The 12,041-nt window shown below is 59.8% G+C and carries 12 protein-coding genes; 6 read left to right on the top strand and 6 right to left on the bottom strand.

The genetic code is table 11. The features are described 5' to 3' along the window. Positions 1 to 186: 186 nt before the first annotated feature. The 4 genes from ASTEX_RS01375 to ASTEX_RS01360 all read right to left on the bottom strand — a co-directional run bounded on the left by ASTEX_RS01375 (position 187) and on the right by ASTEX_RS01360 (position 4,131). Positions 187 to 1,239 (bottom strand): 1,9-bis(guanidino)-5-aza-nonane synthase, encoded by a 1,053-nt coding sequence (locus tag ASTEX_RS01375; RefSeq protein ID WP_013477813.1) that lies wholly within the window; start codon positions 1,237 to 1,239, stop codon positions 187 to 189. A 163-nt stretch (positions 1,240 to 1,402) separates the two neighbouring features. Then, positions 1,403 to 2,323 carry an NAD(P)/FAD-dependent oxidoreductase gene (locus ASTEX_RS01370; protein ID WP_013477812.1) on the bottom strand — a complete coding sequence of 307 codons (921 nt, stop codon included), beginning with the start codon at positions 2,321 to 2,323 and terminating at the stop codon, positions 1,403 to 1,405. Then, entirely contained in the window at positions 2,301 to 2,792 is a 492-nt protein-coding gene (locus ASTEX_RS01365; protein ID WP_013477811.1) for an Rrf2 family transcriptional regulator, read from the bottom strand. Before ASTEX_RS01365 ends, ASTEX_RS01370 begins: the two co-directional genes overlap by 23 nt. Positions 2,793 to 2,862: 70 nt before the next feature. Then, complete coding sequence (locus ASTEX_RS01360; RefSeq protein WP_013477810.1) at positions 2,863 to 4,131, bottom strand: type III PLP-dependent enzyme; 1,269 nt, start codon at positions 4,129 to 4,131, stop codon at positions 2,863 to 2,865. Between the two features lie 278 nt (positions 4,132 to 4,409). On the opposite strand from ASTEX_RS01360, the gene ASTEX_RS01355 reads away from it, so the two are divergent. The 6 genes from ASTEX_RS01355 to ASTEX_RS01330 all read left to right on the top strand — a co-directional run bounded on the left by ASTEX_RS01355 (position 4,410) and on the right by ASTEX_RS01330 (position 10,525). Beyond that, entirely contained in the window at positions 4,410 to 6,614 is a 2,205-nt protein-coding gene (locus ASTEX_RS01355) for a methyl-accepting chemotaxis protein (RefSeq protein ID WP_013477809.1), read from the top strand. Positions 6,615 to 6,757: 143 nt separating this feature from the next. Beyond that, positions 6,758 to 7,573 carry a phosphonate ABC transporter ATP-binding protein gene (locus ASTEX_RS01350; protein ID WP_013477808.1) on the top strand — a complete coding sequence of 272 codons (816 nt, stop codon included), beginning with the start codon at positions 6,758 to 6,760 and terminating at the stop codon, positions 7,571 to 7,573. After that, complete coding sequence (gene phnD / locus ASTEX_RS01345) at positions 7,570 to 8,625, top strand: phosphate/phosphite/phosphonate ABC transporter substrate-binding protein (RefSeq protein ID WP_013477807.1); 1,056 nt, start codon at positions 7,570 to 7,572, stop codon at positions 8,623 to 8,625. The genes ASTEX_RS01350 and phnD overlap by 4 nt, the downstream gene beginning before the upstream one ends. Continuing rightward, a complete protein-coding gene (gene phnE, locus ASTEX_RS01340; protein WP_013477806.1) occupies positions 8,625 to 9,440 on the top strand; it encodes a phosphonate ABC transporter, permease protein PhnE in 816 nt (271 codons plus the stop codon). Before phnD ends, phnE begins: the two co-directional genes overlap by 1 nt. Positions 9,441 to 9,482: 42 nt before the next feature. Beyond that, positions 9,483 to 10,181 (top strand): SDR family oxidoreductase, encoded by a 699-nt coding sequence (locus tag ASTEX_RS01335; protein WP_013477805.1) that lies wholly within the window; start codon positions 9,483 to 9,485, stop codon positions 10,179 to 10,181. A gap of 53 nt (positions 10,182 to 10,234) precedes the next feature. Beyond that, positions 10,235 to 10,525, top strand: a complete 291-nt coding sequence (locus ASTEX_RS01330; protein WP_013477804.1) for a hypothetical protein — start codon at positions 10,235 to 10,237, stop codon at positions 10,523 to 10,525. A gap of 94 nt (positions 10,526 to 10,619) precedes the next feature. Here the strand turns inward: ASTEX_RS01330 and ASTEX_RS01325 are convergent, their stop codons facing one another. Further along, a complete protein-coding gene (locus ASTEX_RS01325) occupies positions 10,620 to 11,222 on the bottom strand; it encodes a MarR family winged helix-turn-helix transcriptional regulator (RefSeq protein WP_013477803.1) in 603 nt (200 codons plus the stop codon). An 87-nt stretch (positions 11,223 to 11,309) separates the two neighbouring features. Beyond that, a complete protein-coding gene (locus ASTEX_RS01320) occupies positions 11,310 to 11,999 on the bottom strand; it encodes an inner membrane-spanning protein YciB (RefSeq protein WP_013477802.1) in 690 nt (229 codons plus the stop codon). Between the last annotated feature and the right edge of the window lie 42 nt (positions 12,000 to 12,041).

The following is a 12,041-nucleotide window of genomic DNA, read 5'->3' as shown; positions in this document are numbered from 1 at the left end:
CAGCGACTCAATTACGTGGGTCACCGTCGTTAGAGCCTAGATAGCTATTATTTTGAAAAAGGGAAGAGGCTGAGTAAAAAAAAATCGCGATCTTTGACGCCGATCTTTGGTTAATGGCATTTTGATACCGTTAAGCAAACGATTATCAAGCCTTATTCTCAAAAATCGGCGTCATTTACTCAGGGGTTACGCAAACAGCTTCGCCCAGTTGCGCTTCTCACGAGACTTCCACGCGCCACGGTGGTAGGCATCTGAACCGATAAGCGGCACAACTGTCGTTGCTTCGGCAAAGACCATTTGTTCATAGGTGGTCGAGACCTTGCCCCACGAGGCGGCTTCCTTCAGTGTCGAGGACGAGCAGGCGCCGTCACGCACATCGGCGACGGTGATCTGCACTGCGTACTTGTGCATGTCGGCTTCGACACCGAGGATTTCGGCACAGACGACGGTGTCCTGCGCAAAGTTTTTCGGCACACCGCCGCCGACCATGAACAGGCCGGTGGTGCCGGCCGCGATCTTGATGTCGGTCAGTTCGCGGAAGTCGGCAATGGCGTCGAGCATCAGATAGGGCTTACCAGCGGCAGCGCGTTCTTTCTGATGTTTGACGAGGCCGAAACCGGCCGATGAGTCCACAAAGGCCGGGCAGAAGATCGGCACGCCCTGCTCATAGGCGGTCTGGATCAGCGAGCCTTCTTTCTTGGCATTGCCTTCCGACAGCCACTTACCCATTTCCCAGATGAATTCGCGCGAGGAATAGCCGCGCGGCTCAAGGCGGTTGGCGATCTCAAGGATGGTGTGGTCGCAGGCCTGAAGCTCTTCTTCGTCGATATAGGTGTCGTAGATGCGATCGATATAGTTGTCGCGCAGGACGTTATCGTCTACCTGACCGGCGGCCTGATAGTGCTTGAAGCCGAGCGCTTCAAAGAAGTCCATATCCACAATCGAAGCACCGGTGGCGACCACGGCGTCGATCATGCCGAACTTCACCATGTCCCGATAAACGTGCATACAGCCGCCGGCCGAGGTCGAACCGGCGAGGATCAGCCACGGCGAGCAGTCCTTGTCTTCCAGAGCCATGTTGAAGATGTCGGCGGCACGGGCGGTGTCGCGGCTTGAGAAGCTCATCTTACGCATCGAGTCGATGATCGGGCGCGCGTCGTAAGAGGTGATGTCGACGTGCTCTACGGTGTTCTGGAGCAGGGCGGCTTTTTGGTTCGATTGGGGGGTGTTAGCGTTCATCGCTTGGTCCTTTTTGGTAAAGAGGAGAAAGGTGGACGCCCGTCATGTGCCCGGTACCCCCCAGACGGTGCGATGGGGCGGGATTTTACAGGGAGCGGCCTATAGCCCATTAGCCAGCACTTTGCAAATCAAGGTTTTGCAAAGGGCAGCAAAGGGTTCGGACCTACATCCCCAGGGGCCCGAAGACCAGCGAACGATGCGCCGCCACACCGGCCAACATGCCGTCTGCCGCGGCGAAACTGGCATTGTGCATCGACCGGGTGATATCACCGGCGGCAAAGACCCCCGGCACGCTGGTCTGACCGATTTGATCGACCACGATTACCGGCCCGTGCATACCGCCCTGCATGGCGCAACCCAGTTGCTCGGCTAAGAGGCTGGTCATTTCGGTGCGGGTGGCAACATAGAGCGCTGCAAGCGGCAAAAGACGTCCATCCATCAGGCGCACGCCGTCCAGGGTCTCCGCCTCGCCTTCCAGCGTCGCAATCGGCGCAGACTCGATCTGCACGCCCCGCGCCTTGAGGTGACTGAGGGTTTCGGCGTCAGGCATGTCCTTGCCGTTGAGGAAGAAGGTCGTTGGACCCCATTCACTGATCAGAAGCGCCTGATGTACCGACATTGGGGTAATACACAGCACGCCCAGCGCCTGGTTCAAGAACTCATAGCCGTGACAATAGGGGCAGTGCAGCACGGTCCCTCCCCAGCGTTCGGCAAGGCCCGGCACGTCGGGCAGGTGATCACGAACACCAAAGGCCAGCACCAGCTTGCGGGCTCGAAGAACCTCACCCCGCAGAGTTTCGATGAGGAAGCCGTCCTGCGTATGACGCGCCATTACAGCTTCATCATTGACAAAATCGACAGTGGGATAGGCGGCGAGTTTCTCGCGCCCGGCGGCCTTCAGCGTCAGGGGGGCCACGCCATCCTGAGCAAAAAAGCCATGTGAAGCCTCGGCAAATCGGTTTCGCGGCTGACCGCTGTCGAGTACGCAGACCTTTTTGGCAGCGCGCGCCAGAGGCATGGCGGCAGAGAGGCCGGCAAAACTGCCGCCGACGATCAGCGCGTCATAGATCGTGGCTGGGCTCATGACTATTCTCCGGGTGGGGGTGACCTTTGAGTGGTGTGTAGCCGCGGGCTTCAGCGCGGCGCTGAAAATCCGCGGCCAGCATGGCCAGGGTCACTTCGCCAAAACGCTGCATCAACAGGGCCTCAGCCTCAGACAGGGCATTGTCGATGGCCGCATTGACAGCCTGCTCCACCAGACACTCAGGGTTTTCGGTGCGATTGCCCATGGCGAACAACTCTGGTTCACCAACGGCCCTGTAGACCTCGGCCAGGGTCACCTCTTTCAGCGGTCGCCCCAAACGCCAGCCGCCGCCATGTCCTTTCTCGGATTGCACAAGCCCCTGTGCGCGCAAGCCCGCCATGACGCGGCGAATGACCACGGGATTGGTGCTCATCATCTGCGCGAGCCGTTCCGACGTCACAGCCTTATCCGTGTCCGCCAAGTGCAGAAGAACGTGCAGCATGCCGGAAAGTTTGCCATCCCTTTTCATGTAACTTTATATGTTACATGATTGGACAAAAAACAAGGGTCGGTTCTGAAAAAACCAACCCTTGCCTGTTTTACTTGCTGCGCTTCTTACCGCGCTTGCCACCCTTTGGGCGGTTGAGACGCACGACCTTGTTTTCTTCAACGCTATCGAAAAGACTGCGCGGCACGTTCAGCGAGCGCGGTCCCAGCCCGAACAACGAGGCCATCGGCGCATCATCAAGGAAAACGGTTTCGGTCTGACCGTAGCCATTGAACTCGGTGGTCATGGCGACGCCATAGGCACCCAGCATACCAATCTCCACATAATCGCCTTCTTCGACGTCTGCAGGTAGCCAAAACGGCCCCGGCATGTGGTCGATAGAGTCGCAGGTGGGGCCGTAGAAGCGGAAGGGCTTCAATTCCGGTTGTTCATCCCCGTCTTCGGCGCGATGTAGGCGCACCGGGAAAGGCCACTTGGCGTGAGTGGCGTCGAACAAATTACCGTAGGCCCCGTCGTTAAGATAGAGGGCGTCGCCCTTGCGTAGCTCAACGCGGGCCAGGATCGAGGTCGATTCTGCCACCAGAGAACGGCCCGGTTCGGCCCACAGTTCGGTCGCCTCATGGACTTTCATTTCGTCGAAGGCGCGATGGATGACGTCCATATACTCGGGTAGGGAAGGCGGCACCATGCCTGGGTAGACCGAGGGGAAGCCCCCACCGACATCGACAATATCCGCCAGCACGCCGGCGCGGACAAGCGCGCGCGAGGCCGCCGACATGGCCGCCGCATAGGCCGTCGGGCGCATACATTGCGAGCCCACATGGAAGGAGACGCCCATGCGGTCCTGCGTCGCCTGACGGGCGGCCAGCAACAGCGCCGGCGCCTCATAGGGTTGAGCGCCGAACTTGTTGGTCAGGGGAAGGTTCGAGCCCTCGCCCGACGTCGCCAAACGCACGATCAGATTGAGGTCCTTCGCGCCACCCGTGGCGTCTAGGATCTTCTGCAATTCTTCGTGGGTATCAAGACTGAAAGTCTTTACGCCGAAATCTGAATAGGCTTCGGCTATAGCGCGGCGCGATTTGACCGGGTGCATGAAGGCCAGACGCGCCTCAGGCGCGAGGCCGCGGACCAGCTTGACTTCATTGATCGAGGCCACGTCAAACGAGGAGATCCCGCCATCGAGCAGGGTTTCAATCACCCACGACGAGGGGTTCGCCTTGACGGCGTAGAAGACATCGCCATTGAAGTGCCGCTGGAACCATTGCGCTGCGACGGAAACAGGCTCACGTCGCACAAGGGCGACGGGCTTTTCCGGTGACTGCTCGCGGACCAGGTCCAGGGCCGATTGGAAGTGTGCCACTGCCAATACCCCGTAAAGTTAAGTTAAACCCAGACCGGCGTTAGCAGCGTTTCAACGACGCCCAGCCCTTTGAGAAACGACCTCTTGGGGCCCCAGGGCGCCGACCTGTGTGTCGGGGTCCGCCGGAAGCGGGCTATATCGGGTATTTTCGCCTGACTGTAAAGGCGTTTTTTGTGACAACGACTCCCATTTTTAAATTTGAAAGTCGATGCCGGCATTAAGGAAACCGAAACCAAAACGCTGTTCTTTTTTATGAGTTGCCCTGCCCGGATTAAGCCATGTCTTTCACCGCCCTTAGCATTCGAAGCAAGCTCATCATCATGACCGGCGTGTTCCTGGTTCCGATCGTACTGATGAGTTATCTGTTCGTGCAGCAATCGCTGAAGGACATCAATTTCGGGCGCAAGGAAATTCAGGGTGTCGAAGCCATGCGCGCCGTGTGGCCCGTTCTGAACGCCACGACCGCGCAGCTTTCCGGCGGCTCGGAGCCTGTTCCGGCCCTTGACCCACAGGCCCCTGCTTTGAAGGCTTTGGCGGCCAGCGAAGCTGAGGCCCTGTCTGGAGCACCGGACGCCAAAGGGGCACTGGCGCTGCTCACCGTCCTAAGCGATCGTTCCAACTTGACCCTCGATCCGGATATCGACAGCTATTACGTGATGGACTCCTTGGCTTTCAAAGCGCCGGATGCCTTAGATCGTATCTCCACTGTCTTGCATGACATGGCGGCCTATCAGGCTAAGACCAGCCTGAACTCGGAGGAAACGACCAGCCTTGTCGTTGGTGTGGGGCAGTTCAGTGCAGCCTGGCAGGGACAGATCACCTCGCTCGATAAGGCAAGTGTCGCCAACGGCAGTCTGGTGTCCGCCCTCAAGGCCGAGCGCGACGCCTATCACGCTTCTGCGCAGGCTTTGGAAGCCGAAGCCTTGGCGCTCGCACATCAGATCCAGACCCAGGGCCATGCCGCAGGCCTCGATCTGACGCCACTCACCCGCGCCAAAGTGGCCTACGCCAAGGCGAGCGACGCCCTATGGCAAGCCTCAGCCAGCGAGTTGAACCGGCTTTTGCAAAAGCGGATCAGCGGCTTCTCTACGACCCTTTACACCCTGCTGTCCGTAACGGTCGTGGCGGCCCTACTGGCGGTTTTCATGGCGCTGGGCCTAGCCCATTCGATTTTGAAAGCCATCAATGGGCTGGATCAGAATATCCGCCATCTGGCGGACAGGGACCTGAATGCGAACCTGCCCGAAGCGACACGAAAAGACGAAATCGGTCAGGTCGGGCGCGCACTGGAGTTTTTCCGTCGACGAACCATCGAGAAAATCGCCGACGCGGCTAATGATGTGAAACGCAATGAACTGATCATCAAGGAAAAAGACCGTATCAATACGCTTTCGGGACGTATCCGTAATGCCATCACCGATGTCATGGATGCCGTACAGACCCTGTCCTCATCGGTTGGAGATTCCACCGGTGAATTCAGCCAGACCGCCAAGACGACGCGCGAAGAACTGACCGCCGCCATCGATCGGCTAAGCGCGTCGGCGCGCGATGTGGACGGCGTGTCGGCCAGTATGGCCGAGGTCGCGCAGAGCTTTGGCGAGATCGCGCATCGCACCGGAGAGAGCGCGGAAATGACCGATCGCGTGGCCACAGAACTGGAGCGTTCGCGCGATATGGCGCAGGCCCTGACGCATGCTGTCGAACGCATCGGCGAGGTGTCGCGCCTCATTCAGGACATCGCCGCCCAGACCAACCTTTTGGCGCTCAACGCCACCATCGAGGCGGCACGCGCCGGCGATGCGGGCAAAGGCTTTGCTGTCGTAGCCGGTGAGGTCAAATCGCTGGCCAGTCAAACCGGTCGCGCCACCGCTGAAATCGAAGCCCAGATCAATGATGTGCGTCTGGCCGCCGAAAGCATGGTCAGCTCGGTGTCGGAAGTCACCGGCATTATCGCTTCGGTGGCCCAGTCATCGCGCACGGTTGCTGATGCCGTAAAGACTCAGAGCCAGGCCGCTGAAGGCATCCGTCACAATCTGGAACGCGCCGCGCTGGGCAATCGCGAGGCCGAACGCATCATCAACCTCCTGCCTGAAACCACGCGCCGGACTGAACGCACCGCCGGCGACATGCAGGCTATTTCTCAGGACATGGCGGTCGCTTCGCGCGACATGCAGATGGAACTGTCGGCCCTTCTGGATGAACTGGTCGATAAGCGGGTGGCGGCGCGCTACGCCTCGACCGAGACGGTGGATATAGAGGTGGCGGGCCGGACTGTGCGCAATCTGCGCCTCTATGACATCAGCGAAACCGGGGCGCGCATCGGTGTCGCTCCAGGGCTTAAGCCGGGCGACATAGTGGTCATACGTCTGGTCGATGCTGAGGTCGATGCGCGCGTGATCTGGGTCGGAGAAGACTCCTTCGGGGTTCATATGCTCAACGACTTCCGCTTCACCCAGCATCAGGTGATGCAACTGGCGGCGTAAGCGCTGCGACCTTTTGCGTGCGGCAAAGGCGATGGTTGCCAAAGTGCTCAAACTTCGGCAAGATTCCGGCGTTCATCTTTGTTAACGCCGCACTGCGTTCAGGTGCCGGTGCAGGGGGGGACGGGGTTGCCCCGTGAGCGCATATGCCTAGCCTTGTTGACGTTCAGTCGTTGTCGAAAAGCTTTGCGCTCAAGGCGCCAGGCGAGGCACCGACGCGTCACTTCAAGGCGTTGGATGATGTCTCTTTTACGCTGAACCGCCCGCAGCGCGTCGGCCTGATCGGCCCATCGGGGTCGGGCAAGTCCACCCTATTGCGCAGCCTGTCCGGCCTGATCGTCGCAGACGAAGGCTCCGGTCCCATCACGGTGATGGGCCGCACGGTGCAGGCGGATGGCCGCTTAGGGGCTGAGGTGCGGTCAGCGCGCGCCGATCTCGGCATGATTGCGCAGCAGTTCAATCTGGTCGGACGACTCAGCCTGTTTACCAATGTGGCGCTGGGGCTTCTGGGGCGTATTCCGCCCGTGCGCGGCCTTTTCGGTCTATGGACCGCCGAAGAAAAGCAGCGCGTCATGCAGGCACTCGATACGGTGGGCATAGCCGACAAGGCGTCGCAGCGCGCCAAGACACTGTCCGGCGGTCAGCAGCAACGCGGCGCGATTGCGCGAGCCATTGTGCAGGATGCGCGGCTCCTGCTGGCCGATGAACCGGTTGCCTCTCTGGACCCGGTGACGGCGCGCAAGGTGATGGAACTTCTGGTGCATCTCAACGAAGAGCGTGGCGTCGGCGTCATCGTCACTCTGCATCAGGTGGACTATGCTATGAAGTATTGCGACCGTATTCTGGCCCTCAAGGACGGCAAGATCGTATATGACGGTCCAAGCGACGGCCTAAGTGCGGATCGCCTGACCGAAATCTATGGCCCTGAGATAGAGCAGGCCTATTGGAGAGACCCGTCATGACCCTGTCGCGCAAGGCTATGCTGAAAGGTTTGTCGGCTTCGGCCCTTGCCCTGCCCTTCCTGACGTCGGGCTGCGGTAAGGTCGATCAGACCAAAGGTCCGCGGACGGAAATCAGCTTCTCCATCCTGTCCACCGAAAACGCGCAGAATCAGGAGCCCCTGTGGCGGCCCTTTCTGGCCGACATGGAAAAGCAGACCGGGCTTAAGGTGAAGCCCTTCTTCGGCTCTAACTACACAGCGCTGATCGAGGCCATGCGCTTTAATCAGGTGCAGGTCGGCTGGTTCTCCAACGCCTCCGGTCTTGAGGCGGTGCGCCGCGCCGATGGCGAAGTGTTTGCGCGCTCGTCTGATCCGTCCGGCGTCGATGGCTATCAAAGCGTCATCATTGCGCGCGCCGATTCCCCGCTGACCGCCGAAGACCTGCTGAAATGCGATGGTAAACGCACCTTTGGCCTCGGCGATGTCAAATCGACCTCCGGCACGCTGGCGCCGATGACCTACTTTTTTCTGCCGCACAAGGTCGATCCAGCCAAGTGCTTCAAGACTGTGCGCTCTGGTAGCCACGAGGCCAATTTCCAGGCGGTGGCCAATGGCATGATTGACGCGGCCACTAACAATAATGCCTCTCTGGAACGAATGGCGCAGGTCTCTCCGGAAAAGCTGAAGCAGATCAAGATTATCTGGACGTCCCCCACCCTGCCGGAAGACCCGATCATCTATCGCAAGGACCTCGACCCGGCGACAAAGGAGAAGATACGCTCGTTCTTCCTGTCCTACGGCACCGGTACTGACGCCGAAGGCCAGCGTCAGCTCAAGATACTGAACAATCTGATCTTTGGTGTATTCAAGCCGGCGGACGATACCCACCTTCTGCCCGTGCGCGAAATGGAAGCCGCCGAAGCGTTGATCAAGGCGCAAAATGCCGGTGACGCGGCCGCCATCCGCAAAGCAGAGGCCGAACTGAAAGCGATATCGCGGGAAGCGGCCGCCCGTCAGGCCGCCCCGCAGGCCCTGCCCGACTCTGCGCCCGGCGCACGACCCGACGCACAATAATGGTTCATCCCTCTTCGCCCGAAGCGCTTCAGCCGCCGCGCGCCTCCCTGCCCGAAAAGCTTTTGAGTTGGGGGTTGTGGCTTGGCTTTGGCCTGTTGCTGGCGCTCAGTTTCAAGGGCGCGCAGATAGGTAACCTGCCCTTGCTGGGGCGCAACTGGGACAATACCAGCACCTATCTGCGCGACTATCTACATCCGGATTTGTCCGACCTTTCGACCGTTGCCTACTATATGCGCGAAATGTGGGTCACTGTGCAGGTCGCCATCTGGGGCACAGTCCTGTCGATCATCCTCGCGATACCCTTCTCGCTTTTGTGCGCCACCAACATCGCTCCCTCGTGGATCAGCTTTCCGGTGCGGCGCTTGATGGATACGCTGCGGGCGGTCAATGAACTGGTGATCGGCACGGCCTTTCTGGTGGCCGTCGGGCCGGGGCCTCTGGCCGGGGTACTGGCTCTGGCCCTGCACAACACCGGCGTACTGGCCAAGCTGTTTTCCGAGGCGGTTGAGGCCGTCGATCAGCCACCCATCGAAGGGGTACGCGCCACCGGCGGCACGCGGCTTCAGGAAATCGTCTGGGGCATCCTGCCACAGGTCGGGCCGCTATGGACGTCATTTGCCCTCTATCGCTTTGAATCGAGTGCCCGCTCGGCCACGGTGCTGGGACTGATCGGGGCTGGCGGGATCGGGCAGGTGCTGTTCGACAATATCAACAGTTTCAACTACGCCCGCGTGTCGGCCATCGCCCTGATTATCGTTGCCGCCGTGGTCCTTATAGACCTGACCTCTGCAACGCTGCGCAAGCGACTGGTCTGAGGTCGCCTGTCCGCCGTAGAAGGCGGAAACAGGAGTTCGGCTATGGCGCGTTATCTGATCATTGCAGCAGGGTCCGGCATCGGACAAAGCCTTGTGCAGCATCTGCGGCAAGGCGGGCACGAAGTGATGACCACCGCCCGCAGCGACCGCACGATCACCCCGGATCATGTCTTGGACGCTGCGGATTTCGACGCTGTGGACGCGGTGTTTGCAAAACTGGGCAAGCTGGACGGCGTGGTCAATCTGGCCGGGTCACTGCTCCTTAAATCCGCAGGCCTGACCAGCCGCAGTCAGTATGATGCCACCATCACGGCTTCACTCACCACAGCCTTTGCCACTGTGCGTGCCGCCGCCCGGCACATGACCGAAGGCGGATCGGTGGTGCTGCTGTCGTCCGCCGCGGCTTTGGAAGGGCTGGCCAATCACGAAGCCATTGCCGCGGCCAAAGCCGGAGTTATCGGCCTAACGCGCTCAGCCGCGGCCTCCTATGCGGGACAAAATCTGCGGGTCAATGCCATTGCGCCCGGTCTCGTTGAAACGCCGCTGACGGCGGGGCTGGTCGGATCGGATGCCGGGCGAAGAGTGTCTGAGTCGATGCACGCTCTGGGGCGGCTGGGGAAGCCCGAAGACGTGGCCCGCGCCATTGCCTTCCTGCTCGACCCGCAAAACGACTGGATCACCGGGCAAGTGCTGGGCGTGGATGGCGGCTTAAGCCGCGTGCGCCCCAAGCTGAAAGTGTAAGAGTTTAACCCGCGTTAACCATTTAAACACCTGAATCACAGAATAAAGGCGGTATGAGCACGATTCCGCCTTCCCTGTCCCAGATGCTTCTCGGTCGCGCGGCCACCCCAGCCGCAGCCCAGAAACCGGCCGCCGATACGGCCGCGCGTTTCAATGACGCCCTGTCGGCACAGAAGGCCTTCTTCCGTCAGGCCACGGGCCAGACGGCATCCGTCGATCAGCCGGCACCGAAACCGGCCGGGGTTACCCCGGCAACCTTCAAGGCCGCCGAGATCGCTCAGGGCACCAAGCCCGAAGACTTGCGCATGCTGCGCCCGGGCAGCCTGCTCAACATCCGCATTTAGTCCGAATTTTAACTTCGGGGGTTGTGAAACCTCAAACGAGCGCATCTCACTTGCGGCGCGTGAGGCCCCTCTGGGGCACGCCAGAGTGACGCGATCAAGCGTCTCTCTTTTCCGCGGCAATGCCTTCGTTCAGCGCGGGGAAGGGCACAGGCTCCTTGTGCTTTTTGCCGGCCTTTTTGCCCTTCTTTTTCTTGTCAGCCTTCTTCTCGCCCTTCACCTTGCGCGGTACTTCTTCAACATCCTCTTCGCGCACAGCGGCGATACGCCGCAATAGCTTGAGGAAGCTGTCGCGCTTTGGCGGCGACAAAAGCGACAGAATGCGCTCATCCGCAGCGTCAACCTTGGGTCGTATCTCGTTGAGCGCCGCACGCCCTTCGTCGGACAGGCGGACCAGATTGGCGCGCGCATCGGTGACTGAGCGTTCACGTGCCAGAAGCCCCTTGGCGATCAGGCGCGCCACCATGTCGGCAAGCGTTGAGCGGTCGATACCAGTGGCCTTGACCAGGTCAGTCTGGGTCAGCCCTTCCGCCGTGTCTGCTGCGAGCAACAGAGCATATTGCCGCTGAGTCAGGGCGCTGTCGCCGGTTTCTTCGGTATAGATATCAAGGGCAATTTGCAGCACCCGATGCAGAAGATGCGACGGCGAATTTTCCAGCAAGTCCGAACCCTCGAAATGATTACGCTTGTGCTTCTTCATGCGCCGTCCCCATGCTGAACGACGCTATCTAAGCATTACTATACAACAGAATTACGACAAATCCATCCGCATACTGATGGAGTGTCGTCAGGAGGCGGAGGAGTTCGTTTCCGGAAGCATGTTCTTCATCAGGAAGGGGGTCAGGATCAGTGTAAAGACAATCGGCCCGCCAAACAGCGACGCCATCTTCCAGGTCACCCATACACTATCGGACTGGGTGCGCCAGACGATCTCATTCGCCACGGCCATGACGGCATAAAAGCCTACATAGAGCCAGGTCAGCTTGGGCCACGCCTCTTCCTTGAGCTTGAGCGTTTCGCTGATCAAGCTCTTAAGCGGGTACTTTTTCATAAGCGCTGCGATGGCCAAAATCCCGCCAATCAGCAGGTTGATCACCGTTACCTTGACCTTGATGAAGACGGGATCGTGGAAGAAAATCGTCATCAGACCCATTGGAATGGCGAACAAGGTCGCCACCAGCGGAATCCACGCCACCCGCTTTTCGATAATATAGGCCGCGATCAGAGCGACGATGGAAATGACGATCAACACCCCCGTCGCCCAGATCATCGGCGCCGTGGCGTCCGTGCCACCAACCTTGAGTGCACGGAAGATAAAGAAACTGATGCCGAACCCGATCACAGGCCCGAAGTCGATCGCCGTCTTGGTCCAGTTGGTGGCCGCCGGTTCCGGGGCGTCGGGCACGATCGCTTCGGGCAGGGCTTCTGCCTGAGCCTCGGTAATCTCGATGCGCGGGTCTTCTTTGGGGGCGGTCATCTTCGATGGGCTTTCCGAAAAATGTGACGCACCTTTCGGATA

The organism is Asticcacaulis excentricus CB 48, from assembly GCF_000175215.2.
GTDB classification, from domain to species: Bacteria; Pseudomonadota; Alphaproteobacteria; order Caulobacterales; family Caulobacteraceae; genus Asticcacaulis; species Asticcacaulis excentricus.
Note: the sequence above shows the minus strand (reverse complement) of the source record. Positions and strands in the feature narration are given on the sequence as shown.

Excerpts from the sequence above, each read along its gene's own strand:
- ASTEX_RS01330 (WP_013477804.1), top strand. The coding sequence starts at position 10,235 with ATGAGCACGATTCCGCCTTCCCTGTCCCAGATGCTTCTCGGTCGCGCG.
- ASTEX_RS01325 (WP_013477803.1), bottom strand. The coding sequence starts at position 11,222 with ATGAAGAAGCACAAGCGTAATCATTTCGAGGGTTCGGACTTGCTGGAA.
- ASTEX_RS01370 (WP_013477812.1), bottom strand. The coding sequence starts at position 2,323 with ATGAGCCCAGCCACGATCTATGACGCGCTGATCGTCGGCGGCAGTTTT.
- ASTEX_RS01320 (WP_013477802.1), bottom strand. The coding sequence starts at position 11,999 with ATGACCGCCCCCAAAGAAGACCCGCGCATCGAGATTACCGAGGCTCAG.
- ASTEX_RS01335 (WP_013477805.1), top strand. The coding sequence starts at position 9,483 with ATGGCGCGTTATCTGATCATTGCAGCAGGGTCCGGCATCGGACAAAGC.
- ASTEX_RS01350 (WP_013477808.1), top strand. The coding sequence starts at position 6,758 with ATGCCTAGCCTTGTTGACGTTCAGTCGTTGTCGAAAAGCTTTGCGCTC.
- ASTEX_RS01365 (WP_013477811.1), bottom strand. The coding sequence starts at position 2,792 with ATGAAAAGGGATGGCAAACTTTCCGGCATGCTGCACGTTCTTCTGCAC.
- phnD (WP_013477807.1), top strand. The coding sequence starts at position 7,570 with ATGACCCTGTCGCGCAAGGCTATGCTGAAAGGTTTGTCGGCTTCGGCC.
- ASTEX_RS01355 (WP_013477809.1), top strand. The coding sequence starts at position 4,410 with ATGTCTTTCACCGCCCTTAGCATTCGAAGCAAGCTCATCATCATGACC.
- ASTEX_RS01375 (WP_013477813.1), bottom strand. The coding sequence starts at position 1,239 with ATGAACGCTAACACCCCCCAATCGAACCAAAAAGCCGCCCTGCTCCAG.
- phnE (WP_013477806.1), top strand. The coding sequence starts at position 8,625 with ATGGTTCATCCCTCTTCGCCCGAAGCGCTTCAGCCGCCGCGCGCCTCC.